The following is a 24,397-nucleotide window of genomic DNA, read 5'->3' as shown; positions in this document are numbered from 1 at the left end:
ATCCGCAGAAACAACTGATCAGACAACAACAAGAGACTATGAAAAAATACATCCTTACAGGCATCGCCCTCTCGCTGGTTTTTACCGCGATGGCCCGCAAACCGAAAAACACGCGGACGCAACCCGCCGCGACACCCAGCGAAATCGCTGCGGCCGACTCGCTCCGCTCGGTTGCGTCCCGCCAGGCCGCACTGATCGACTCGCTGCAAAGCATCCTCTACATCGCCGATCAAAGCGCCGGGAAAACCGAAGCCGCAGAACCCGTTCCCGCCGCAGTCGTCGACCCGGAGCAGGCCGCAGCGGATTCCGTCGCAGCCCTGCGCCTGCGTTTACAGCCCAAGGAGATCGAATCCATCTTCGATACCAACGGGCTCACGGTGATCGACACCCTCTCGACCGAGAACGACGCCGTGCAAGTGATCCTTTACAGCAACAACTCCTGGAAATATGTCCTCAACCGCGAGGTGGCCAAGGACAGCACGATCTTCGAAAAATACTGGGACACGACGACGCTCTTCCCGTACAAGGATGTCGACATGTCGGGCATGCCCAAATCGGTGGTCATCGACCTCGTGGATTCGCTGACCAGCTACCACTGCCCCTATCAGGGCTCGGTGCATCCGCGCGGCAAATACGGTCCGCGCCGCAGGCGCCAGCACCAGGGCGTCGACCTGCCGCTCAAGATGGGCGATCCGGTTTACGCCACTTTCTGCGGCCGTGTGCGCATCTCGGAATACAACAAGGGCGGTTACGGCAACCTGGTGATCATCCGCCACGACAACGGGCTGGAAACCTACTACGGCCACCTGTCGGAACGCATGGTCGAACCCGACCAATGGGTCGAGGCGGGACAGATCATCGGCCTGGGCGGTTCGACGGGACGTTCGACGGGTCCGCATCTCCACTTCGAAACCCGCTATTACGGGCAGTCGTTCGACCCCGAACGCCTGATCGACTTCAAGAACGGAACGCTGAGCCGCGAAACGTTCCTGCTCAAAAAATCGTTCTTCAGCATCTACTCCAACGCCGGACAGGACTTCGACGACGAGATCGCCAACGAGGAGCTGGACAAGAAGGAGGCCGCCGAAAAAGCCGCCATGCAGTACCACCGCATCAAGTCGGGCGACACGCTGGGCGCCATTGCCCGCCGTTACGGCACGACAGTGACAAACATCTGCCGCCTGAACGGAATCAAGTCGACCACGATCCTGCGGCTGGGCAAAAGCCTGCGGGTACGATAGGACGAATCCTCGGCCTCAACAGAAAGCGCCGGACTTTTCGAAAAGTCCGGCGCTTTCTGATAACACCCGGGGACGAAGTAGCCGGAGAACGGCCAAACCTGCGCCCCTGTTATTTTTTGTTCTGAATGGCGTCGACAGCGTCGATCACCGCACCACGGAAGCCCTTGCGTTCCAGTTCGGCAACACCCACGATCGTCGTACCGCCGGGCGAGCAGACCGCGTCCTTCATCGCCCCGGGATGCAGTCCCGTTGCAAGCTGGAGTTTTCCGGTCCCGACGATCATCTGGCTCGCCATGCGGTAAGCGTCGGCGCGGGGAATGCCGTGTTTGACGCCTGCATCCCCGAGCGCCTCGATGAACATGGCGACGAATGCCGGGCCACAGCCGCAGACGGCACTCGAAATGTTGAGCAGGGCGGTATCCATTTGCAGCACGAGACCGATTTTCGACAACAACGCCTTCACCTCCTGCCACTCCGCATCCGAAAGCGAATGGCGGCGTTCGCAGACGACGATGCCTTCGCAGACCGAAACCGGCGTATTGGGAATCGTACTCAGATGGCGTGTGCCGGGAGCGAGTATACGTTCGTAGTCGTCGAAAGTAACGCCGGCGGCTACCGAAACAACGATTTTTCCGGCCAGCAAATCCTTAACAGGGGCAAGCACCGCTTCGACCTGATAGGGCTTTACGGCGACGATCACCACGTCGGCAAACCCGGCGACCGCCGCAACATCGTCGAAAGCACGGAAACCCTGCGGTTCCGTATTACGCTGCAATTTCGCACGGTCGCGCGCGCATGCGCCGATATCCCCGGGCTGCACGGCCCCCGAGCGGACAAATCCGCCGGCCATGGCCTGCGCCATATTTCCGAATCCGATAAAACCGATATGCATATCTGAAAGATTTAGTTTATTTTTCAAAGTTTCTCCGTTCCTGCCGGTCACTGGCCGCCTTCGGCGCCGTTTACAAGGCTGGCCTTCTCCTAAATCCCCTCCGGGGAGGGGGCTTGCCGCATCGCAACCGGGCATCTGGCCAAATACCTATTTCGAATAATCCCGATCGCCGAAAATCAGCGAGCCGACACGCACCATCGTCGAACCGCACTCGACGGCCAGCGGGTAGTCGTGCGACATGCCCATCGAGAGGGTGTTGAACCGGGGCCCGAAGTAGGGTTGCAGCAGGTCGAAACAGCGCTTCAACTCCTTGAAATCGCGGCTTATCGCTTCGCCGTCATCGGTATTGGTGGCGATGCCCATCACACCGCGCACGCAGATATCGGGCATCTGCGCAAACGGCGCCGTACGGACGTACTGCATCAGTTCGGCCATGTCCCAACCCGTTTTGGTCTCCTCCTCGGCGACATGGATTTCCAAAAGGATTTCGAGCATCCGCCCACACTTGGCCGCCTCCCGCTGGATGGCTTCGGCCAGCCGCGCGCTGTCGACCGAATGGATCAGTGCAACGAACGGTGCGATGTATTTGATCTTGTTGGTCTGCAGGTGGCCGATCATATGCCACTCGATATCCTTGGGCAGGGCTTCGTATTTTTCGCGCAGTTCCTGCGGACGGCTTTCGCCGAAAATGCGGTGACCGGCATCGTAGGCCTCGCGGATCATCTCCGCGGGATGGGTTTTCGACACGGCGACCAGCGTGACATCTTCGGGCAGCGTTTGCCGCACGAACGACAGTTGACAAGCTATTGACGACATAAGTTTCTCTGTTTTCCCGGTAAAAATACGCAAAATTCGTACAACACGAAACAGGCCCGGGAAAAATCGCTATTTCGCCAGGACGATTTCCGAGCAGCCGAACGCTCCGGGAAGCGTCCGCTGCGTCTTCTTCAGCGCATCGTAAACATGAATCCGCCGCTGGCCGCCTGTCTCGCAAAGCAGGTAAATCTCCAGTCTATTTTCATCGGGAGCGTACTCCGTTACCGAAAGCACCGTACCCGGGACTTCGGCCAGCGTTTCCCCGAAAAGGCCGTCCCCGGCGGTATCGAACAGCCGCAACTGCGTTTTACCCTCCGCCGAAACGGCATAGCCCCCGACCTGGACCAATTTCTCCGGTTCGGCCGCCGAAGCAGCCACCGTCCAGAAAGGAATCATCGCATCGGCCTCGACGGCCTCGCCCGCCCCCGCTCCGCCGTAAACCGCCAACACCAGCGGAGCACAGGTCCCGTCGGCATTGCGCAGCGCCAGCAGCAACCTGGATTCGACCCGGACAAACGGCCGCCCGACGATCGTACGCACGACCTCTTCGGGCAGCGTCCAAAGAACCGGCGAAGGGGAGTAGCTGCGCGTCGCGGTCTGCATGGTCAGCATCAGGCGTTCTCCGTCGTAGCCCAGGAAACCGAGGGCGGAGTCGGATACCTGCCCGGCAAACAGGCAATCCCCGAACCCGAAATCGTTCCAATAACGCATCGTGAGGTCGACGCCGACCATCGAACCGGAGTAAACGCCGAAAATCCAACCCGAGCCGGGAATGCCCACCGTGCAGGCGAGCCCCTGCCCGACGCCGAGCGTTTTGACCCGCGTTTGCGCACCCGTCGCCGGGTCGATGCGGTCGATCAGGGTTTCGTCGGTATCGACTGCCGAAATACCATAGAGCGCCGCGGCTTTCGGGAGTCCGTCGGCAACACGGATTTTACCCAACGCCATCATCCGGCCTCCGCGGAACAACAGCACCCGGACCGTCGAAGCAGGGTAGTGCCCCGGGGCCAGGAACGTGATGCTCGCAGCCGTGCGCGAGGTTATGATTCCCCACACGCCTCTGGCTGAACCGTTCGGGGCGAACGATTCGGCTCCCTCCTCCCAGTAAACCTCGAACATGATCCGGTCGTCGGCCTCGAACCCCCGGGCCGAGACAGTCACTTCGTCCCCCGGTGTAAAGACCTGCGATTGGGACGGCATGACGATGTCGGTCACGAAGACGAGGCGCTCGTTCTTGTCGGCGCAGGCGCACAGAATCGTCCCGAAAAGCAGCAACAGCAAAGATTTCTTCATACGAATAGTCTGATAAACAATTTCTTACCTCCACACCGGGAGGGGGTAAATCCGGGATACGAGACCTTCGTATCCAATTACAAATATAGCGTTTTTTTACTGTTTCCGAATAGGTTCCGATCTTTGACGCCGTAACGATGCTTTTAGCAGCCGGAAAGGTTTTGCCCGGCCGTATGCAATTCGGGTTTGCACCCATCCGACTTTTTTATTATCTTTGGTGTCAAAACCTGAAAAACAATGAAAAAACTCCGATTGATTCTTGCAGCGACTGGCGTACTGGCATACGGCGCGGCATCGGCCTGCACCAATTTCATCGTCACCAAAGGAGCTTCGACCGACGGTTCGGTGATGGTCACCTATGCGGCGGACTCCCACGCGCTCTACGGCGCACTTTACCACACTCCCGCCGGCAAATACAAGGCCGGAACGATGCTTCCCGTTTACGAATGGGACACGGGCCGCTACCTCACGGACATCCCGCAGGTGAAGGAGACCTATTCGACCATCGGCAATATGAACGAACATTCGCTCATCATCGGCGAAACGACCTACGGAGGACGCCGTGAACTGGAGGATTCGACAGGCCGCATGGACTACGGATCGCTGATCTACATCACGCTCCAGCGAGCCAAAACAGCCCGCGAGGCCATCGGCGTGATCGCCGAACTGGCCAACACCTACGGCTATGCTTCGAGCGGCGAATCGTTCTCGATCGCCGACCCCGACGAAGCGTGGATCATGGAGCTCATCGGCAAGGGCTGCAAACTCGACGCCAAGGGTGAAAACACCCGCAAGGGCATTGTCTGGGTGGCACGCCGTATTCCCGACGGCTATGTTTCGGCACACGCCAACCAGGCCCGCATCACCACCTTCCCGAAGGACGATCCCGAAAACTGCCTCTACTCCCCGGACGTGGTTTCGTTCGCCCGTGAGATGGGCTACTACGACGGCCCGGACGCCGATTTCAGCTTCTGCGACGCCTACGCACCGCTCGATTTCGGCGCACTGCGCGCCTGCGAAGCCCGCGTGTGGGCCTTCTTCCGCGCGGTGGCCGACGACATGGATCAATATGTCGACTATGCGATGGGCCACAACAAGGAAAACCGCATGCCGCTGTGGGTGAAACCCCGCGCAAAAGTATCGCCTAAAACGGTCTTCGACTGCATGCGCGACCACTACGAGGGAACCCCGATGGACATGACCACCGACATCGGCGCGGGAGGCCACAACTGCCCTTACCGCTGGCGGCCGATGGAGTTCGAGGTGGACGGCGTGAAATATGTCAACGAGCGGGCTACGGCCACCCAGCAGACCGGATTCTGGTTCGTGGCGCAGGCCCGGCCCGGTGTAACGGACGACATGGGCATCCTCTGGTTCGGCGTGGACGACGCAGCGACCTCGTGCCTGACGCCGATCTTCTGCTCGGCGCAGGAGGTTCCCGAGTGTTTCCGCGAGGGCAACGGCTCGATGCTGGAATATTCGCCCACGTCGGCTTTCTGGCTCTTCAACCGCACGACCAACTTCGCCTACATGCGCTACGACATGATCGCGGCCGACATCCGCAAAGTCGTGGACAAGTGGGAAAACGAGATGCTGGAAAACGTACAGCAGGTCAACGCCCGGGTGGGCCGGATGTCACCTGCCGCACGGCGCAACTACCTCACGCAGTTGAGCGTGGAGACGGCACAGCAGCTTTTCGACCGCTGGCAGAAACTCAACGGCTACCTGCTGGTGAAATACGTCGACGGCAACGTGAAGAGCGAACACGGCGACGTGCTGTCGTTCCTCGACGGCGAGGGCGGTCCGGCGCACTTCGTAGACAACGGCAGCGGCAGGCAGATTCCCGATAAAATCCAGTTCCCGGGTTACAACGAGAAGTGGAAGCGCGCCGTGGCAGCCGACAACGGTGAAGTACTGAAAGTCATCAACTAAAACTCCACAGAGAAAATGAACAGGAGAACCACGATCCTCGTCGCTCTGTTTTTAATAACAACGGTTTTCATCGCTGCATCTTTATACACCGTCTCAAATCGGCCTGCAGAAAACGCTAACCGGATAAGCGCATGCGACGGTCCTACGCCGGACTCACTGCATGCAGGTCCGGTATTCGAACAGGACTACGCCCGGTTACCCGTCGATGAAGAGACGGAAATCGATATTTTGCTACCGGCGGGATACAGGGGTTCCCAGGCCTCGGACTTCGACCATATGTATTCGGAATCTTGGTATGACTTTTATGAGGATGGCGCTGGTAATTTCGACCTGAAAAAAGCGGATTTAGAGATCGGAAACTCCTACTGACGACTGCAGTGGGGATTCGGTCGCGTATGTCGGTTCCGCCAGAGACGGTTTGCTGCTGATAAAGGGGATAAAACCTGCAGCAAGCGGTGTGGAAACCATGAAAGCGGAACAGGACAATGTCCCGGCAGGCGAGTAAATGGAATTTGAATTTCACGGCCGGAAGTATCGGCTGCGTGCAAGCGGAGTCAATACGGGCAACCAACCTGAGGGAGATGAAAGTTCGTGGGATACGGTAAAAAACTACAAACTCTATCTGTCGGAAGCAGGGTCGGGAAACGAGCAATTATTAATCGCCATGCCGGGATTCTGGGACACCAAAGCGCTCATTCTCTGGATCGGAGATTTGGATGCCGACGCAAAGCCGGACTTCGTCTTCGATGTTTCGGACGACTACGAATCCAAATGCGTAGTCTTGTTCCTGTCGTCGAAAGCCGACGAATCCCAAATCGTAAAATGCGTAGGCCGTTCATTTTATGCATTCGACTGTTAATACCGGGCCTCACAACCCGATAAAAGATCCGGGAGAGGGAAACGGTGCATGGCAGGAGTGGGAACGCCATATACTATTTAAAACCGCACGGATTTCCATGAAACGAGTATGAAGATATCACTTAATAAAACCTCACAGACTCCATGAAATACGACATCATCATCGTGGGCAGCGGCCCGGGCGGTTATGTAGCGGCGATACGCGCTGCGCAGTTAGGTAAAAAGGTGGCGCTCGTGGAGCGTTCGGAACCGGGAGGCGTCTGCCTCAACTGGGGCTGCATCCCGACCAAAGCCCTGCTCAAAAGCGCACAGGTATACGGCTACTGCAAAAGCGCAGAGCACTACGGGCTGAAACTTGAAGGCGAAGTGAGACCCGACCTCGAAGCCATCGTGGCACGTTCGCGCGGTGTGGCCGAAACCATGTCGAAAGGCGTGCTGTTCCTGCTGAAAAAGAACGAAATCGACCTGATCGCCGGATTCGGACGCCTCACGGCCCCGGGGAAACTCGACGTGGACGGAACGGAATACGAGGCCGACCACATCATCCTCGCCACAGGGGCGCGTCCCCGCGAAATGCCGTTCATGCCCATCGACGGCGAGCGCGTGATCTCCTCGCGGCAGGCGCTGACGCTCAGCCGTCTGCCCGAATCGATGATCGTAGTGGGTTCGGGAGCCATCGGCAGCGAGTTCGCCTGGTTCTATGCCGCACTGGGTGTCAAAGTCACCGTCATCGAATACATGTCCCGCATGATGCCGCTCGAGGACGAGGAGGTGTCGAAGACCATGGAACGCGCGTTCCGCAAGCTGCGTGCGCAGGTACTCACATCGACCTCAGTAAAAGCCGTGAAAATCAATCCCGAAGGAATCTGCGAAGTAGAGACGGAAGGCAAGAAAGGCACGGAAACGCTCAAGGCGGAAATCGTGTTGTCGGCCGTGGGCATCAAATCCAACATCGAAAACATCGGGCTCGAAGCGGCGGGCGTCGCCGTCGAACGCGACAAAATCCTCGTGGACCGGTTCTACCGCACCAACGTCCCGGGCGTCTACGCCATCGGCGACATCGTGCCGGGTCCGGCGCTGGCTCACGTAGCCTCGGCCGAAGCCATTTGCTGCGTGGAAAACATCTGCGGTCTCAACCCGGCCCCAGTGGACTATTCGACCATCCCGTCGTGCATCTTCACGCAGCCCGAAGTGGCGTCGGTCGGCATGACCGAGCAACAGGCGCAGGAGCACGGCATCGCCTACAAAGCAGGGCGTTTCCCCTTCACCGCATCGGGCAAGGCGACGGCCGCCGGCGACCGCGACGGATTCGTCAAACTGCTCTTCGACGAAGAGGACCGTCTGCTGGGTGCACACATGGTCGGCGCATCGGTTACCGAAATGCTGGCCGAACCGACGCTGGCCCGCGCCTTAGGCGCTACGGCCCACCAGCTAGCCCGCACGATCCACGCCCATCCGACGATGAACGAAGGCGTCATGGAGGCTGCCGAAGCCGCCCTGGGAGCTGCGATCCATCTATAAAAACAAGTTTCCCACCGTTAAAGGAGAATTTCTGCCGAAATTCTCCTTTTTTTTGTTTTGCTGCCGAAAAGCAGTATATTTACCTGAGTAAAATCATTATCCGCAGGCTCTCGGGGTCTATTTTCATCGACCCGGACTACACCGGCGGAACCCGGATGATAGTCATCCTGCCTCTGGAATAAAAAAGAGGTCCCGGAATATTCCGGGACCTCTTCATTTATACGGTTCCTTTTACACGGCCAGTACCACAACGAAGCGGGCTCCCCGGGTATAAGAGGTGTCGAGACGGATTTTTCCGCCCGACTTTTCGGCGATCAGCCGGCAGAGGCTCAGTCCCAGTCCGAGACCCTGCGCGAAAGGATCGGCTTTGTAGAAGCGTTCGAAGACCTTTTCTGCATCAGCCTCGCCGATACCGCAGCCGGTATCGGTCACCGAGATAGTCAGCATGCCGTTTTCGACACGGCTGCACGCGATTGTCACCGATCCCGCCGGGGTAAATTTCACGGCGTTCTTGAGCAGTTCACGGATCAGTTCCGTCACATAACCGCGGTGAAGCGGAACGACAATCTCCGGTTCTGCGAAATCCGTCCGGTATTCGACGCCTTCCTTCTGGGGAAGGCGTTCGACTTCGGTGCGGATAATCTGGCAAATATCCATCGGAGTCCGGGGCAACTCCTCCAGGGTATTATCCAACTGCGAGACTTCGAGCATGTCGTTGATCAGCGCGGTGAACAGTTGGGTATTGTCGCGGATGATCTGCGCGAACTCGGAACTCTCCTCCTTCGAAAGGCCGCCCTCGGCGATCAGTTCGGCAAAGCCGTTGATGGCGTTCAGCGGCGTGCGTATTTCGTGGCTCATCGAGCCCATAAAGTCGCGTTTGAGGCGGTCGCTCTCCAGCGCACGGTGCGACTCGATGCGGAGTTTGTTCTGCAAACGTTTGATATGGGATAGGTTACGCCACAGGTAAACGACGGCTATGATGGCGAATACAAGAATGACGACAATGAACCACAGCATGTTACGGCGTTTCTGGGCCAGCAGCAGCGCCCGGTCGCGCTCGGCCTTGTCCAGCCCGTACCGGACCTCGAGTTCGCCGACACGCCGGGCATATTGCTGTGAAGAGAGGGAGTCGCGCACGCCGATCACATCGCTGTATGCCCGGCATGCCTCCTTGTAATGCCCCATGCGCTCGTAAAACTGCGCCCGCCGGACATACATATCCGCCAACTGGGCCGACAGGCCGTTGGGACGCGAAATCAGGATCAGCGAATCGTTGTAACTCATCGCCTTGTCGTAATCACCCCAATGTTCGTAGTAGGAAACACTGATCAGGTAGAACCAGTATTTGTCGAGCAGCATATTGTCCTCCGACTGCGAATCCTCCACGAAACGGCGGTAACGGTCGTAATAGACCTGCGCCTGCCGGCGTTCGATCAGCGGCGAAGTACACATCGCATAGTAGCATGTCAGGTAGGACATCTCCTTGGGAATGTAAGGACGGCGCCGCGCAACCTCCGGATCGAGGTAATAACTGTCGAGCATCGCCAGGTAATCGTCGGCAGTACGCACCAGTGCGTCGCGGTCCCCCTTCGAACCATAAACCGAAATCAGACAGGTAATGAGGTTGGCATGGAAATTCCGGCGCGCCGTGGGCTTCATCTTCGGCAGCAGAGCCATTTCGTCGACCCAGTAGGGGAGTCCGCGCTCCATGTGCATCTTACCCTCGGCCGAGCCCAGTTTATAGGCGGCGATACCTTTCAGGAAAAGCTGCGAAGCCTCCTCGTAGATCGTCCGCGGCGGACAAGAACGGATCGAATCGACGTAATTCTGGCTGAGCCGCACGGCCTCCTCCGTTCCGGCGACCTGAATCCGGCGTGCGACATCCACCATGCGGTAATAGGCCGGAAGTCCCTCCATACTGCTGCCTTCCAGCAGCGGCTCCACCTCCCGGAGCACGATTTCGAGCGAATCGGCCGCCTCGGGGCGGGCAATGTAGTAGGAGGCCAGCGAACCGAGCGAGGCTCCGGCAGCAAAAGGATCGCCAACAGCACGAGCCTCCGAAAACAACCTGCGCGTATAGAACATTTCGTCCCCGGAGGAATCGGTAAGATCTTTGAGATTCAGCAGGATATCCACTCGTTTTCGGGCATCGTCCTCAACGGCATATGCACCTTCGAGCGAGTCGATCAACCGGTCTTTGGGAAACGCGGATGCCGAGGCAGTACAGCCGACGCAAAGCAGCACCCACAGCAATTTATTCATAAGCAGGGAATTGGTTTTCAAAAGTAGGCAAAAAAAGAGAGGTTCACAAATCTGAACCCCTCTTTTTGCTACTTGAACCACTCCTGCAAGTGGTCGCGGCCGTAGAAGTAGTAGACCGCAAGTCCCAGCCAACTGGTAAGCAGCACCACGATAGACGTGATGACCTTACCGGCCGTGGAGATGTTCTTTTTGAAAATGTCGAGCACGCACCAGATGGCGCACACGAGGCCGATCAGCCAAATAATCGTTCCTATCATAACAATTTGTATTTAGAAAAACATTGAGGTTCGAATATGTCCGCCGGGTAGACCACGTCGCTCAGGAACAATCCCTGCGGCGGGGCTCCGCCGCTCGACCGCGACAAGTCGCGGCTCTCGACGATCGCACGGAACTCATCGGGCGTATAACGTCCGCGGCCCACGTCGACCAGCGTACCGACCAGCGACCGTACCATATTGCGCAAAAACCGGTCCGCACGGATCGTAAAACAGAGGACGCCCTGTTCATCAACCGTCCACGCGGCCTGCTTCACATGGCAGATATTGGTCTTGTTGTTGGAGTTGAGCTTGGCGAAGGAGGTGAAATCGTCGAATCCGGGCAGCATGGCCGCTGCTTCGTTCATACGCACTATATCGAGCGGCACGTAGTATTGCCAGGTCGTACCGCGCGTAAAAGGATTCTTACTCGGTTCGATGTAGTAGCGGTACTCGCGTTCACGGGCGCTGAAACGCGCATGGGCTTCGTCCGCGACAGGTGTCACCGAGCCGACGGCGATACTCCCCGGAAGCAGGAAGTTAAGTTTATAAACCGTCTGTACGGGGTCCGCAACGGGTTTTACGGTATCGAAATGCGCCACATAATAAGATGCGTTGACGCCCGTATCGGTGCGCCCGGCTCCCACGACCTCGATCGGTTCGCGCAGCAGGGTAGCGAGCGCCCGTTCGAGCGTCTGCTGCACCGAAGGCTGATCGGGCTGCCGCTGCCAGCCGCAATAGGCTGCACCGTCGTATCTCAGTTCGAGGAAATAGCGCATGTGGTAATGGTTTCTGCTCACAAATATACAAAAAATTTCCTCCGGTATAACTTCCCGGCATCTTTCCGGATTCGGGTATACTATAATACCTGCCGCCGCGTTTAGATTTCAAATAAATTCGTATCTTTGCGGAACGCTCAAAACAAGACAACCATGAAAGCAGCAATCATAGGATACGGCAAGATGGGCCGTGAAATCGAACGAATCCTCAAGGAAAGAGGGCACGAAGTGGCTCTGATTATCGACACGGACAACGCGCACGAACTCAACGCCGCACATCTGGCGGATATCGACGTGGCGCTGGAGTTCACGATGCCCGAGACGGCATACGGCAACATCCGCACCTGCATCGAATGCGGCACGGCGGTGGTGAGCGGCACGACGGGCTGGACCGAGCGCCTCAAAGAATTGCAGAAGTTGTGCAGCGAACGGGGCGGAGCGCTGTTTTACGCTTCGAACTACTGCCTGGGGGTCAACCTGATGTTCCGCCTCAACCGGCAACTGGCGGCGATGATCGACCGCGTGGGCGGTTACGACGTACGCATCGAGGAGGTGCACCACACCCAGAAGAAGGACGCTCCGAGCGGCACGGCCATCACGCTGGCCGAAGGCATCGTCGAAAACCTCGGCCGCAAGCAGGGCTGGGTCAACCTGGCTCCGGGCATCGAGCATGCCACAAACCGCATCGAACGCAGCGGGGAAGCCCCTGCCGACCGGATCGAAATCCGTTCCGTGCGCGAAGGCGCGGTTCCGGGTATTCACACCGTGACCTACGAATCGGAGGACGACGTGCTGGAACTGAAACATACGATCAAGAACCGCCGCACGCTGGCGATGGGGGCCGTCGTAGCTGCCGAATTCCTCTGCGGCAAACAAGGAGTCTACTCGATGGACGACCTGCTGAAATAATTGAAATAAACGATATAAAATGGGCAAGATCAAAGATTTACTCCATAACAAATGGGTCGGCTTTTCGCTGGCAGCATTGCTTTATACGCTCTGGTTCGTAGTCTGGACGGGAAACCTCTGGATGCTGCTGGGACTGCCGGTCATCTTCGACCTCTACATCACGAAGTTCTTCTACCGCTACGTGTGGAGCCACAACGCGAAGATGTGCCAGCGCAGCAAAACCTATAAAACGGTATACGAGTGGGTCAACGCCATCATTTTCGCGACGGTCGTGGCGACGCTGGTGCATATTTTCGTCTTCCAGATGTACGTTATCCCCACCTCGTCGATGGAACGGACGCTGCTGATCGGCGACTACCTCTACGTGAGCAAGGTGACTTACGGACCGCAGATGCCCAACACGCCGCTGTCGTTCCCCTTCGTGCACCACACGATGCCTTTCTCGCAGACCAAGAAATCGTTCTCCGAAGCGATCAAATGGCCTTACCACCGCCTCAAGGGCCTCAAGCCGATCCGCCGCAACGACGTAGTGGTCTTCAACTTTCCGGCGGGCGACACGGTGCTGCTCGAAAACCAGAATGTGACCTATTACGACACGCTGCGCAGTTTCGAGGAGTCGTTCGGCAAGACGGAAGGGCGCAAACGCCTCAACGAAAAATACACGGTAATCAGCCGTCCTGTGGATAAGCGCGAGAACTACATCAAACGCTGCGTGGGGATTCCGGGCGATTCGCTCGAAGTCCGCAACGGACAGGTGTGGGTCAACGGAGAACCGCAGGAACCGATCCCCGGCATACAGTTCAACTACGTCGTGCAGACCTCGGCGCCCTTCACGCAATATGCCATCGACAACCTCGGCATCCGGGATTACAGCGGTTACGGTTCGGGCTACTACATGAACCTCACGAATGAACTCGCCGAGAAGGTCAAGGGCCTCAGCAACGTCATTTCGGTCAACCGCTACATCTATACCCCCAACGACGAAGTGTTCCCGCATTGGGGCGCTCCCCGCTGGAGCCAGGACAATTACGGTCCGATCTGGATTCCGAAAAAGGGCGATACGGTACAGCTCACCGCAGAAAACCTGCCGCTCTACCGTCGTATTATCGAAGCGTATGAAAACCACACGCTCGAAGAGCGCGACGGCGTAATCTTGATCGACGGCAAAGAGGCCACGGAGTATACCTTCGGCATGAACTATTATTGGATGATGGGTGACAACCGCCACAACTCGGCCGACTCGCGTTTCTGGGGCTTCGTCCCCGAGGACCACATCGTGGGCAAGGCCTCGTTCGTCTGGCTGTCGCTCGACGCGAACAAGAGTTTCCCCTCGAATATCCGCTGGGAGCGGCTCTTCAGAAAGGTACGATAGGCGTGGCCGGCGACAGTTACCGAACCGTCGCGGCTCCTGCCGAAGCCGCCTGCAGGGAGCGGAGCAGCAAGTTTCTCTCCTGGATTTACCCTGTGCAGACGGAGGAGGAGATTCGCGAGCGACTCGACGCGCTGCGTAAAAAATATTACGACGCCACACACCACTGTTACGCCTGGCGGCTCGGCCCCCGCGGCGAAGCGTTCCGCTCCAACGACGACGGGGAACCGTCGGGGACAGCCGGCAAGCCGATCCTGGGACAGATGCTCTCGAACGACATCACGGACTGCCTCGTGGTCGTGGTCCGCTACTTCGGCGGCACGAAGCTGGGGGTTCCGGGACTGATCGCAGCCTACAAGGAGTCGGCGGCCGAGGCCATTGCAGCGGCCGAAATCGTAGAAATGACGGTAGACCGCACGGTCCGGGTGGATTTCCCCTATGTGGCGATGAACGACATCATGCGGGTCGTCAAGGAGGAGCAGCCGCGCATCGCGGAGCAGACCTTCGACAACCTCTGCACCATGCGCCTCACGATCCGCGAAAGCCGCGCGGCGGCACTCATTGAAAAATTAACGAAAGCAGGCGGCAGCATAGGCAATGAAAATTGAGCTGCGCCTGCGTGCAAACCGGTCCAGCAAGCATAGAAAATGGAAGAACACAAAAACTCCATATATATAAAAGGAGCACGGGTCCACAATCTCCGCAACATCGAGGTTGAAATTCCGCATAACAAACTCATCGTCATAACGGGCCTCTCGGGTTCGGGCAAATCGACGCTGGCCTTCGACACGATTTTCGCCGAAGGACAACGCCGCTACGTCGAGAGCCTCTCGGCCTACGCCCGCCAGTTCCTCGGGAAGATCAACAAGCCCGACGTGGACATCATCACGGGCATCGCACCGGCCATCGCCATCGAGCAGAAGGTCAACACGCGCAATCCCCGTTCGACCGTGGGGACGACGACCGAAATTTACGATTACCTCAAACTGCTGTTCGCCCGCACGGGACACACCTTTTCGCCCGTCTCGGGACAGGAGGTGCGCTGTTTCAGCGTGGACGACGTGGCGGCCTACGTCCTCGGCCACGACGGAGAACGGGTGGCGATCGGGGCTCCGCTGGTGCTCGGTCAAGGGCAGGGTATCATCGAAAAACTGACATTGCTGCTCTCGGAGGGTCTGATGAGGGTCTACACGAACGGCGAAGTGCGGCTGATCGAGGACGTACTGCCCGGAATCGGCCCCGACACCAAGGCCGACGAGATCCGGATCGTGGTCGACCGCATGCGCGTCGCCGCGGACGACGACTCGCAGACCCGCATCCGCGACTCGGTGGCCCGCGCCTTTTCCTACGGCAACGGCATCTGCGAGATCGTGACCGACGAGGGCGTAAGGGAGTTCTCGTCGCGCTTCGAGGCCGACGGCATCGAGTTCGAACACCCCTCGGAACACCTCTTCAGCTTCAACAACCCACTGGGAGCCTGTCCCCGGTGCGAGGGTTACGGCAAAGTGATCGGCATCGACGAAGACCTGGTGATTCCCGACAAGAGCAAGACCATCTACGAGGACGCCATAGCCTGCTGGCGCGGCGAGACGATGCGCAAATGGAAGCAAAAACTCGTCGAAAACGCCTATAAATTCGATTTCCCGATCCACACGCCGTTCCACGAACTGACGCAGGAGCAGAAACGCCTGCTGTGGCGCGGCAACGAATATTTCCACGGACTCGACGAGTTCTTCGCCTACATCGACTCGGAGCGGCGCAAAATTCAGTTCCGCGTGATGAAGGCCCGCTACACGGGCAAGACCACCTGCCCCGAGTGCGGCGGCTCGCGCCTCAGGAAAGAGGCGCAGTATGTACGTGTCGGCGGCAAGACGATCGCCGACCTGGTGACGATGCCCGTGGACGAGCTGATCGTTTTCTTCAATGCCATCGAACTGGACGAACACGACACGAAGACCGCATCGCGCATCCTCGTGGAGATTCGCAACCGCCTGCAATACCTCGCCGACGTGGGGCTGGGTTACCTGACGCTCGACCGGTTGTCGTCGACCCTCTCGGGCGGCGAGAGCCAGCGCATCAACCTCTCGACCTCGCTGGGCAGCAACCTCACCGGTTCGCTCTACATCCTCGACGAGCCGTCCATAGGCCTGCATCCGCGCGACACGAACCGCCTGATCGGCGTACTGAAACAGTTGCGCGACCTGGGCAACACGGTGATCGTCGTGGAGCACGAAGAGGAGGTGATCCGCGCCGCGGACTGGATTGTCGACATCGGCCCCAAGGCGGGTTACAACGGCGGCGAAGTGGTCTTCAGCGGGACGTTGCCCCAACTGCTGAAAAACAAGAAAAGCCTCACGGCCGATTACCTCACGGGCCGGCGCGAAATAGCCGTCCCCACGACTGCCCGCGGGTGGAGCAACTCGATAACCGTCAAAGGCGCACGCGAGAATAACCTCCGCAACATCGACGTACGGATTCCGCTGGCGGTGATGACCTGCATCACGGGCGTCAGCGGCTCGGGAAAATCGTCACTGGCAAAAGGAATCCTCTACCCGGCGCTGCGGCGCCTGCTCTACGACACAGGCGTAAAACCCGGCGACTTCGACGGTCTGACGGGCGATGTCCAGATGCTGAAATCGGTCGAGATGGTCGACCAGAACCCCATCGGCAAGTCGTCGCGGTCAAATCCGGTGACTTACATAAAAGCATACGACGAAATTAGAAAACTCTACGCCGACCAGCCTTATGCGCAGCATACGGGCGTGGGAGCTTCGGCCTTCTCGTTCAACATTGCCGGAGGGCGCTGCGAGGAGTGCCAGGGCGAAGGCGTGATCAAAGTGTCGATGCAGTTCATGGCCGATGTCGAACTGGTTTGCGAGGCGTGCGGCGGGCGGCGTTTCCGCGATGAAATACTGGAAGTGAAATACCGCGACAAGTCGATCTACGACGTGCTGGAGATGACCGTGGACGATGCCATCGCCTTTTTCGGCGAAGACAGCAAGAAAAACGCCACCTGCCGACGGATCGTCGAACGGCTGCAACCGTTGCAGGACGTGGGACTGGGCTACATCAAACTGGGACAGTCGTCGTCGACGCTTTCGGGCGGCGAGAGCCAGCGTGTGAAACTCGCCTCGTTCCTCACGAAGGACTCGGCGCAGGGCGGTGTCATGTTCATTTTCGACGAACCGACGACGGGACTGCATTTCCACGACATTTCGAAACTGCTGGCGGCGTTCAACGCCCTGATCAAACGCGGCCACACGATCGTAATCGTCGAGCACAACATGGACATCATCAAATGCGCCGACTGGGTCGTGGACCTCGGACCCGAAGCGGGTACGGCGGGCGGACAGGTCGTATTCGAAGGCACGCCGCGCGGACTGGAACAGTGTTCCGAAAGCCATACGGGGCAATTTTTGGAGTTGCGCTCCAAACTAATTAAGAATGAAAACTGAAAAATTAAGAACTGCCGTACACATGCGCAAGAATAGCCGCGCGGCCCAATTTTTCATTTTTAATCTTTAATTTTTAATTGAATGGAATTCCAAACCTATACTCTTCCCAACGGCATCCGCGGTATCCACCGCCAGGTGCGCAACACCGTAGCGCACTGCGCGCTGGTGATCGACGCCGGAAGCCGCGACGAACACCCCGACCAGTACGGGCTGGCGCATTTCGCAGAGCATGCCTTCTTCAAGGGCACAGAGCGCCGGAAAGCGTGGCAGGTGAACTGCCGGCTGGAAAACCTCGGCGGGGAGCTCAACGCATTCACGACCAAGGAAGATACGACGATCCACGCCACAACGCTGAAAGGCGATTTTGCGAAAGCCGCGGAGCTGATCGCCGACATCGCCTTCCGCTCGACCTTCCCCGACCGGGAACTGGAACGCGAAAAGGAGGTGATCGTCGACGAGATAAACACCTACAAGGATTCGCCCGCCGACCTGATTTACGACACGTTCGAGGACATGCTGTTCGACGGTTCGGAGTTGGGACACAACATCCTGGGCCGCAAAGCGGCGCTGATGCGCTACGACGGCGATGCAATCCGCGCCTTCACGGCCCGCACGCACACCACGGACAGGATGGTTTTCTCGTCGATCGGCAACTTTTCGGCCAAGACTGCGGAGGCAATCGCCACACGCTATTTTGCCGGTCAGCCCGCATCGCAGCGCCGTTTCGAAAGGGCAGCGCCCGCACCGTACACGGCTTTCGAAAAGACGGTCACGAAGCATACCCACCAGACCCACTGCATCATCGGCAACCGGGCCTTCGGTATCGGCGAGGAGCGGCGGCTGCCGCTGGCACTCGTGGTAAACATCCTCGGGGGACCGTGCGCCAACTCGCTGCTGAATGTCGTGGTACGCGAGAAAAACGGGCTTTCGTACAACATCGAGGCTTCCTATACGCCCTATGGCGACACAGGCGTCGTAGCTATCTATTTCAGCTCGGACCACAGCAATGCAGAACAGTGCATCTCGCTGATCGAAGAGCAGTTGCGCAAACTGCGGACGACGCCGCTGACGGCACGCCAACTGTCGATGGCCAAGAAGCAGTTCATCGCCCAACTGGCCATATCGAGCGAAAGCAACGAAAGTTACATGCTCGGGGCAGGCAAAAGCCTGCTGACCCACGACGGCATCGACACGATGGAGCAGGTTTACGCCAAGGTCCGCGCCCTGACGGCGACACAGTTGACGGAAGTGGCGGAGGAAGTCTTTGCAAATATGTCACGGCTGATATACAAATGATATGAAAAAGGTACTGTTCGTTTTACTCGACGATTTCGCAGACTGGGAAGGAGCATTCCTCGCATCGGCCCTCCGGGCAGGCGTCATGCCGGGGCGCCCGGGAAGCTACGAGGTCGAATACGCCACTCCCGGGGGCCGAGAAGTCCGCTCGATCGGCGGCATGACGGTGACGCCCGACCGCGGCACGGCAGAACTGCCGGCAGCGTGTGCGGCCCTGGTCCTCATCGGCGGCATGAGTTGGAATACGCCCCAGGCCGAAACGATTGTCCCGCTGGTGCGGGAGGCCCTTTCGCGGGGAATCCTCGTGGGGGCCATCTGCAACGCTTCGGCGTTTTTGGCGGCGCACGGGTTCCTGAACAACGTAAAGCACACCGGAAATACCCCCAAACTGCTCCGGGAATGGGGCGGCGCGAAGTACACAGGCGGAGACCTCTACGAGGAGCGGCAGGCGGTACGCGACAGGAATATCGTGACGGCCAACGGCACGGGCTACCTCGAATTTACACGCGAATGCCTGCTGTGGCTCGAAGCCGACACCCCGGAATCGGTCGCCGCGTCGTACGAATTCAACAAACACGGATTTTACAGGGAATAATGGAAGCCCTCGAACGATACATCCACGATCTCTCGGAACCCGAGGAGGCGTTGCTCCACGAACTGGACCGCGAAACCAACCTGCGGGCCATTGCGCCGCGGATGATTTCGGGGCACATCCAGGGACGCCTGCTGGAGATGCTCGTGCGAATGCTCCGGCCGCGGCGGGTGCTCGAAATCGGGACTTTCACGGGCTACTCGGCGCTTTCGATGGCCGCAGGGCTGGAGGACGGAGCCGAACTGCACACCGTCGAGGTGGACGACGAGTTGGAAGAGTTTATCCGGTCGTATTTCGACCGCAGTGAATACGGACATAAAATCCGCCTGCACATCGGTTCAGCGCTGGAGATCGCCCCAAGGCTGGGCGGGGAGTTCGACCTCGTGTTCATCGACGGCGACAAGCGCGAATACCCGGCTTATTACCGGATGCTGATGGGCGACGACAACGGCAAGCCGTTGGTTCACAGCGGCTCGGTATTGATCGCCGACAACATCCTCTGGTCGGGAAAGGTCGTGCAGCCCGTGGCGCACAACGACCGCCACACACAGGCGCTTATCGAATTCAACCGCCTGGTAACCGACGATCCGCGCGTCGTGAACGTCATCCTCCCGCTGCGCGACGGACTTAACCTAATCCGCATCCGATAGTATGGAAATCAAAGAATTACAGGAACGCGTAGACGCCTGGATCAAGGAGTACGGCGTACGCTATTTCTCGGAACTGACCAACATGGCCGTATTGACCGAAGAGGTGGGGGAGTTGGCCCGCGTGATGGCCCGCAAATACGGCGACCAGTCGTTCAAGGCAGGCGAGAAGGAGAATCTCGCCGACGAAATGGCCGACGTGCTGTGGGTATTGGTGTGCCTCGCCAACCAGACGGGCGTCGACCTGACGGCAGCCCTCGAAGCCAACTTCGCCAAGAAAACAGCCCGCGACAAGGAACGCCACCACAGCAATCCGAAGTTATAAAAATGAGGAAACGTCCCGGGCCGCAAGTGGCCCGGGACGTTTCGCTTATTCGGCGGGGGATTCCGTGATCTTCAGCGGCACGGCACGGACGACCACCTGCCGTTCGGTCTCGGTGAGCGAAGCGCAGTCACGGCCGAAATGCCGCCGCGACAACTCGTCCCGAACCTCGCCGAAAGCCTGCGCAACGAGCCGCTGTACCTCGACATAACGCCCGAACGAAGCCTCGCGCGCAACTTGCAGGGAGACGATCCCCTCGCTGACCGGATAGCTCATCGTGCCGCCGCCGGGAAGGGCGAACTCCTGCATCCGTTTGGCGGAGAGGCCGGGATCGTCCGAAGCGTTGAGGATAAACGCTTTGATCAGCGCGGGCAATTTCCGGACGGAAACCGGTTCCTCCCCGCCGCCCCGGCAGACCGCAACCTTACCGGCAGCATCGATCCGAACCCCGAACAGGTTCCGGTCCTGAATCTTTAGCATTCCCATATTCCCCTGTTCATCAGGCACGAGTATCTTCACGCTGCCGTCCGCGGGCAAACGCGACGGGTCGGGCGGCAGCATGCGCAATACGCCGGGACCCGACGGCCCGGTGCGGCATTCCAGGCGCAGGGCGTTCGCACGCCGCAGCGCCGTCATCGCACGGGCGACGCTGTCCATCGGCGTATTCTTTTCGGCCTGCAAGACAACCACCATTTGCGCACGGTCCGCTTCGGCGAGTTTTTCGCGCTCGGCGGCAACCAGCCGCTCCAGTTCCGCGATCGTGACGGGCTGTCCGTCGAGCAGAATCTTCCCGCCGGCAGCGAACTGGACCGTGACGGCCGGAGGACCGGATTCACCGGTCGCAGCCGGTTCGGGAGTTCGGACGGTAAAACTGCAAAGCAACATCATTCCGGTCACTACGGGAACGGCGGCGCCGAGCCGCAACACGGTGTAACGGCGCTTTTTAAATTGAGTCATCATGGCAAATCGTTTTTTAGTGAGTGAATGATTCAACCCGCAGGCTATATCCGGATTATAGCCGAAGAGCTGATAAAAAATAACCGTTCTGTATTCGGTAAGGTCGTAACCGGCATCGAGCACGTCACGGTCGGCCTCCCATTCGTGAACCTCCTGCAACCACCTTCCGGCGATCCAGAAAAACGGATTGACCCAGAAAAGACGGCGAAACAATTCGACAGCGATACGCTCGGCAGAATGACGATGACGAACATGGCTCCCCTCGTGACAAAGAACAATCTCACGTCGGCTCCCTTCGTATCCTTCGCCCAGAAAAACCGTATGCAGAAAGGAAAAAGGAGTAGCGACCTGCGGATGTTCGGCAAGGGTATACGCCCCGCAGTCAGTCAGAGAGGAATGTTGCCGCGGGATAAAGCGGAATATCGAGCGCCGGGACAACCGCTGCAAGGAACACGCTAACAACCAGATAACGGCGGCATACAGCAAACGAGACCTTACGGACCAGTAGCAAGCGATAAAACGCCAACAGCAATCCACTGCAAAAGAGCATTTCAACGACGTAGAGCAACGGGGATTTCATAGCCGGAATTATTTGCGTTCGCGCAACATCTCAAGAATAGCATCGGTCTCCTCGACCGAAATCGCCTTGTTCTCGGAAAAAAACGAAACCATCCGGCTCACGGAACCTCCGAAAAAATTGTTCAGTACAGTGTCCATATAACGACGCGCATAAGCATCCTTCGAGACAAGCGGGTAATATTCATGGGTCTTGCCGTAAGCTTTATGACCGACGAACCCCTTCTTCTCCAAGATGCGGACAATCGTCGATACGGTATTGTAGGCCGGCTTCGGGTCCTCCATATCGTCGAGGATTCCATGTACGACCGCCGCTCCCTTATTCCACAGTACCTGCATGATTTCCAACTCGGCGCGAGTCAATTCCTGCGGACGTTTTTTTACGATTTCTACCATAACTATAATTTTAGTTTATCCACAGGCAAACATACAACTAGTATTTTAATTATACAACTAAATAATTAGTTAAATGCAAAAAAAAATAAAAATAGCTCCCATAACGACATGCAGGCAGGGTAGTAGTACATCCGAACGACCTGACACGGCTTTGCTTTCCGTAAAGCCATTACTAAAAACTCAGACACACGATCCGGAAACAAAAAATCCCCCGGACAAATTGTCCAGGGGAGAAATAATCACAGAAGCGACCGATCGCTCCAAAAGCAGGAATTACTCCAGTTTGAGGTCTCTCTTGATGCCTTCGATCTTGGCGTCGAGCTCGGCGAGAACTTCGTCGAAGTCGGCAACCGAAGCCAGCGGTTCCTTGACGCCAAAGTAGAACTTGATCTTGGGCTCCGTGCCCGACGGACGCACCGAAACCGTCGTGCCGTCCTCGGTGAACCATTGCAGCACGTTGCTGCTGTCCTGTTCGATCGCGGTCTTCGCACCGGTTTTCACATCGAGCGTTTCGAGCGACTGGAAGTCGTTGATCTTCACCACAGGCGATCCCAGGATCGTCTTGGGCGGGTTCTGGCGGAAATCGACCATCATCTTCTGGATCAGTTCAGCGCCCTCCTTGCCCTTGCGGACCACCGAAACCAGGCCTTCGCGGTAGAAACCGTACTTCACGTAGAGTTCCTGCAACCACTCGTAGAGCGTCAGGCCCATCGTATCCATAGCCCATGCGGCAGCCTCGGCAGCCAGCGAGCAGGCCGACACGGCATCCTTGTCGCGCACGTAGTCGCCGGCGAGGTAGCCGAACGACTCTTCGCCGCCGCCGATATATTTAGCTTTGCCTTCGTTCTCGCGGATGATCTTGGCGATATACTTGAAGCCCGTGAGGCAGTCGTAGCACTTCACCTTGAAGTAGTCGGCCACGGCATTGGCCATCTGCGACGTTACGATGGTTTTCACGACATACTGGTTGCCGTCCAGCTCGCCGCGCTCGGCCCAGCGGGTCAACTGGTAGCTCAGCAACAGCACGAGCGTCTGGTTACCGTTGAGCAGCACGTACTCGCCCTTCTTGTTGCGCAGCGCAACGCCGATACGGTCCGAGTCGGGGTCCGTAGCCAGCACCAGGTCGGCCCCCTCCTTCGCGGCGAGGTCGATGGCCATCGACATGGTCTTGCGCTCCTCGGGATTGGGAGACTCGACGGTGGGGAAGTTGCCGTCGATGACAGCCTGCTCCTTCACCATGATCACGTTCGTGAAGCCGAATTTCTTCAGCGACTCCGGAACCAGGCGGACGCCTGCGCCGTGCATCGGCGAATAGACGATCTTCATGTCGTGATGCTTCTTCACGCTTTCGGGCGAAAGCGAGAGTTCGTGCACCTTATTTAAATAAATTTCGTCGAACTTCTCGTCCAGGATGGTGATGTTTCCCGGATTCTTCCCCGTGAGGATCATGTTCACGTCGGTAATCTTCGCAACTTCGGCGATGATATTCTTGTCGTGGGGCTCGGTAACCTGCGAACCGTCGGTCCAGTAGGCCTTGTAACCGTTGTACTCCTTGGGGTTGTGTGAGGCCGTAACGACCACGCCCGAATGGCATTTCAACTCGCGGATCGCGAAGCTCAGTTCAGGCGTCGGACGCAGTGTGTCGAAGAGGAAAACGGTGAAGCCGTTCGAGGCGAAAATGTCGGCCACACGCTCGGCAAACATGCGTGAATTATTGCGGCTGTCGTGGGCCACGGCCACACGCACCTGCTCGCCTGCGAAGTTCTTCTTGAGGTAGTTCGAAAGCCCCTGCGTAGCAGCACCCACGGTGTAGACGTTCATACGGTTGGAACCTACGCCCATGATGCCGCGCAGGCCGCCCGTACCGAATTCGAGGTCTTTGTAGAAACTCTCCACAAGCTCTTTCATATCGTTATCTATCAGGTATTTAACCTGCTTTTTCGTCGCTTCGTCATAGTGGCCGTCCAGCCAGCTCTGCGCTTTCTTGAGAACCAATTGTTCCAGTTCGTTTGCCATAAGTTTTATTAGTT

22 protein-coding genes and 1 pseudogene are annotated in these 24,397 nt (G+C 58.0%); 13 read left to right on the top strand and 10 right to left on the bottom strand.

Annotated features, from left to right (window positions below):
* Nucleotides 1–38: 38 nt before the first annotated feature.
* Nucleotides 39–1,241 (top strand): M23 family metallopeptidase, encoded by a 1,203-nt coding sequence (locus I2E69_RS06735; RefSeq protein ID WP_195460197.1) that lies wholly within the window; start codon nucleotides 39–41, stop codon nucleotides 1,239–1,241.
* Nucleotides 1,242–1,350: 109 nt separating this feature from the next.
* Here the strand turns inward: I2E69_RS06735 and proC are convergent, their stop codons facing one another.
* The 3 genes from proC to I2E69_RS06720 form a co-directional block, all read right to left on the bottom strand.
* Nucleotides 1,351–2,133 (bottom strand): pyrroline-5-carboxylate reductase, encoded by a 783-nt coding sequence (gene proC, locus I2E69_RS06730; RefSeq protein WP_195460196.1) that lies wholly within the window; start codon nucleotides 2,131–2,133, stop codon nucleotides 1,351–1,353.
* Between the two features lie 147 nt (nucleotides 2,134–2,280).
* On the bottom strand, nucleotides 2,281–2,949 hold the full coding sequence (locus tag I2E69_RS06725; RefSeq protein ID WP_195460194.1) for a YggS family pyridoxal phosphate-dependent enzyme: 669 nt from the start codon (nucleotides 2,947–2,949) through the stop codon (nucleotides 2,281–2,283).
* A gap of 69 nt (nucleotides 2,950–3,018) precedes the next feature.
* Nucleotides 3,019–4,242, bottom strand: a complete 1,224-nt coding sequence (locus tag I2E69_RS06720; protein ID WP_195460192.1) for a WD40-like domain containing protein — start codon at nucleotides 4,240–4,242, stop codon at nucleotides 3,019–3,021.
* 237 nt (nucleotides 4,243–4,479) lie between these two features.
* On the opposite strand from I2E69_RS06720, the gene I2E69_RS06715 reads away from it, so the two are divergent.
* The 4 genes from I2E69_RS06715 to lpdA all read left to right on the top strand — a co-directional run bounded on the left by I2E69_RS06715 (nucleotide 4,480) and on the right by lpdA (nucleotide 8,553).
* Nucleotides 4,480–6,174, top strand: a complete 1,695-nt coding sequence (locus I2E69_RS06715) for a dipeptidase (protein ID WP_195460190.1) — start codon at nucleotides 4,480–4,482, stop codon at nucleotides 6,172–6,174.
* Between the two features lie 15 nt (nucleotides 6,175–6,189).
* Nucleotides 6,190–6,543, top strand: coding sequence for a hypothetical protein (locus I2E69_RS06710; protein ID WP_195460188.1), 354 nt, complete (start codon nucleotides 6,190–6,192; stop codon nucleotides 6,541–6,543).
* A gap of 136 nt (nucleotides 6,544–6,679) precedes the next feature.
* A complete protein-coding gene (locus I2E69_RS06705) occupies nucleotides 6,680–7,033 on the top strand; it encodes a hypothetical protein (RefSeq protein WP_195460186.1) in 354 nt (117 codons plus the stop codon).
* Between the two features lie 143 nt (nucleotides 7,034–7,176).
* Entirely contained in the window at nucleotides 7,177–8,553 is a 1,377-nt protein-coding gene (lpdA, locus tag I2E69_RS06700; RefSeq protein WP_195460184.1) for a dihydrolipoyl dehydrogenase, read from the top strand.
* A 231-nt stretch (nucleotides 8,554–8,784) separates the two neighbouring features.
* On the opposite strand, the gene I2E69_RS06695 is transcribed toward lpdA, so the two are convergent.
* The 3 genes from I2E69_RS06695 to truA form a co-directional block, all read right to left on the bottom strand.
* A complete protein-coding gene (locus I2E69_RS06695) occupies nucleotides 8,785–10,815 on the bottom strand; it encodes a sensor histidine kinase (protein ID WP_195460182.1) in 2,031 nt (676 codons plus the stop codon).
* A 68-nt stretch (nucleotides 10,816–10,883) separates the two neighbouring features.
* Nucleotides 10,884–11,072, bottom strand: coding sequence for a PLDc N-terminal domain-containing protein (locus tag I2E69_RS06690; protein WP_195460180.1), 189 nt, complete (start codon nucleotides 11,070–11,072; stop codon nucleotides 10,884–10,886).
* Nucleotides 11,069–11,848, bottom strand: coding sequence for a tRNA pseudouridine(38-40) synthase TruA (gene truA, locus I2E69_RS06685; protein WP_195460916.1), 780 nt, complete (start codon nucleotides 11,846–11,848; stop codon nucleotides 11,069–11,071). The genes I2E69_RS06690 and truA overlap by 4 nt, the downstream gene beginning before the upstream one ends.
* A 153-nt stretch (nucleotides 11,849–12,001) precedes the next feature.
* On the opposite strand from truA, the gene dapB reads away from it, so the two are divergent.
* From dapB to I2E69_RS06645, 8 genes are all read left to right on the top strand, one after another.
* Complete coding sequence (dapB, locus tag I2E69_RS06680) at nucleotides 12,002–12,757, top strand: 4-hydroxy-tetrahydrodipicolinate reductase (RefSeq protein ID WP_195460178.1); 756 nt, start codon at nucleotides 12,002–12,004, stop codon at nucleotides 12,755–12,757.
* 19 nt (nucleotides 12,758–12,776) lie between these two features.
* A complete protein-coding gene (lepB, locus tag I2E69_RS06675; RefSeq protein WP_195460176.1) occupies nucleotides 12,777–14,129 on the top strand; it encodes a signal peptidase I in 1,353 nt (450 codons plus the stop codon).
* Between the two features lie 2 nt (nucleotides 14,130–14,131).
* On the top strand, nucleotides 14,132–14,734 hold the full coding sequence (locus I2E69_RS06670) for an IMPACT family protein (protein ID WP_195460174.1): 603 nt from the start codon (nucleotides 14,132–14,134) through the stop codon (nucleotides 14,732–14,734).
* Nucleotides 14,735–14,773: 39 nt separating this feature from the next.
* A complete protein-coding gene (uvrA, locus tag I2E69_RS06665) occupies nucleotides 14,774–17,581 on the top strand; it encodes an excinuclease ABC subunit UvrA (protein WP_195460171.1) in 2,808 nt (935 codons plus the stop codon).
* Between the two features lie 81 nt (nucleotides 17,582–17,662).
* Complete coding sequence (locus I2E69_RS06660; RefSeq protein ID WP_195460169.1) at nucleotides 17,663–18,877, top strand: M16 family metallopeptidase; 1,215 nt, start codon at nucleotides 17,663–17,665, stop codon at nucleotides 18,875–18,877.
* Nucleotide 18,878: 1 nt separating this feature from the next.
* The gene (locus I2E69_RS06655) at nucleotides 18,879–19,472 is read left to right on the top strand and encodes a type 1 glutamine amidotransferase family protein (RefSeq protein ID WP_195460167.1); all 594 of its coding nucleotides are present in this window, start codon (nucleotides 18,879–18,881) and stop codon (nucleotides 19,470–19,472) included.
* Nucleotides 19,472–20,119 (top strand): O-methyltransferase, encoded by a 648-nt coding sequence (locus tag I2E69_RS06650; protein ID WP_195460165.1) that lies wholly within the window; start codon nucleotides 19,472–19,474, stop codon nucleotides 20,117–20,119. Before I2E69_RS06655 ends, I2E69_RS06650 begins: the two co-directional genes overlap by 1 nt.
* 1 nt (nucleotide 20,120) lies before the next feature.
* A complete protein-coding gene (locus I2E69_RS06645; RefSeq protein WP_195460163.1) occupies nucleotides 20,121–20,441 on the top strand; it encodes a nucleotide pyrophosphohydrolase in 321 nt (106 codons plus the stop codon).
* Between the two features lie 45 nt (nucleotides 20,442–20,486).
* On the opposite strand, the gene I2E69_RS15220 is transcribed toward I2E69_RS06645, so the two are convergent.
* From I2E69_RS15220 to I2E69_RS06630, 4 genes and pseudogenes are all read right to left on the bottom strand, one after another.
* Nucleotides 20,487–21,398, bottom strand: a complete 912-nt coding sequence (locus I2E69_RS15220; protein WP_229095411.1) for an ExbD/TolR family protein — start codon at nucleotides 21,396–21,398, stop codon at nucleotides 20,487–20,489.
* 120 nt (nucleotides 21,399–21,518) lie between these two features.
* Nucleotides 21,519–21,932, bottom strand: a pseudogene (locus tag I2E69_RS15435) (hypothetical protein); the annotation flags it as partial.
* 51 nt (nucleotides 21,933–21,983) lie between these two features.
* Nucleotides 21,984–22,367 carry a BlaI/MecI/CopY family transcriptional regulator gene (locus I2E69_RS06635; protein ID WP_195460159.1) on the bottom strand — a complete coding sequence of 128 codons (384 nt, stop codon included), beginning with the start codon at nucleotides 22,365–22,367 and terminating at the stop codon, nucleotides 21,984–21,986.
* A gap of 273 nt (nucleotides 22,368–22,640) precedes the next feature.
* Nucleotides 22,641–24,383: a phospho-sugar mutase gene (locus I2E69_RS06630; protein WP_195460157.1), complete on the bottom strand. Its 1,743-nt coding sequence runs from the start codon at nucleotides 24,381–24,383 to the stop codon at nucleotides 22,641–22,643.
* Between the last annotated feature and the right edge of the window lie 14 nt (nucleotides 24,384–24,397).

Source organism: Alistipes sp. D31t1_170403_E11 (genome assembly GCF_015553985.1).
GTDB classification, from domain to species: domain Bacteria; phylum Bacteroidota; class Bacteroidia; order Bacteroidales; family Rikenellaceae; genus Alistipes; species Alistipes montrealensis.
This window is presented reverse-complemented; position numbering and strand designations above follow the sequence as displayed.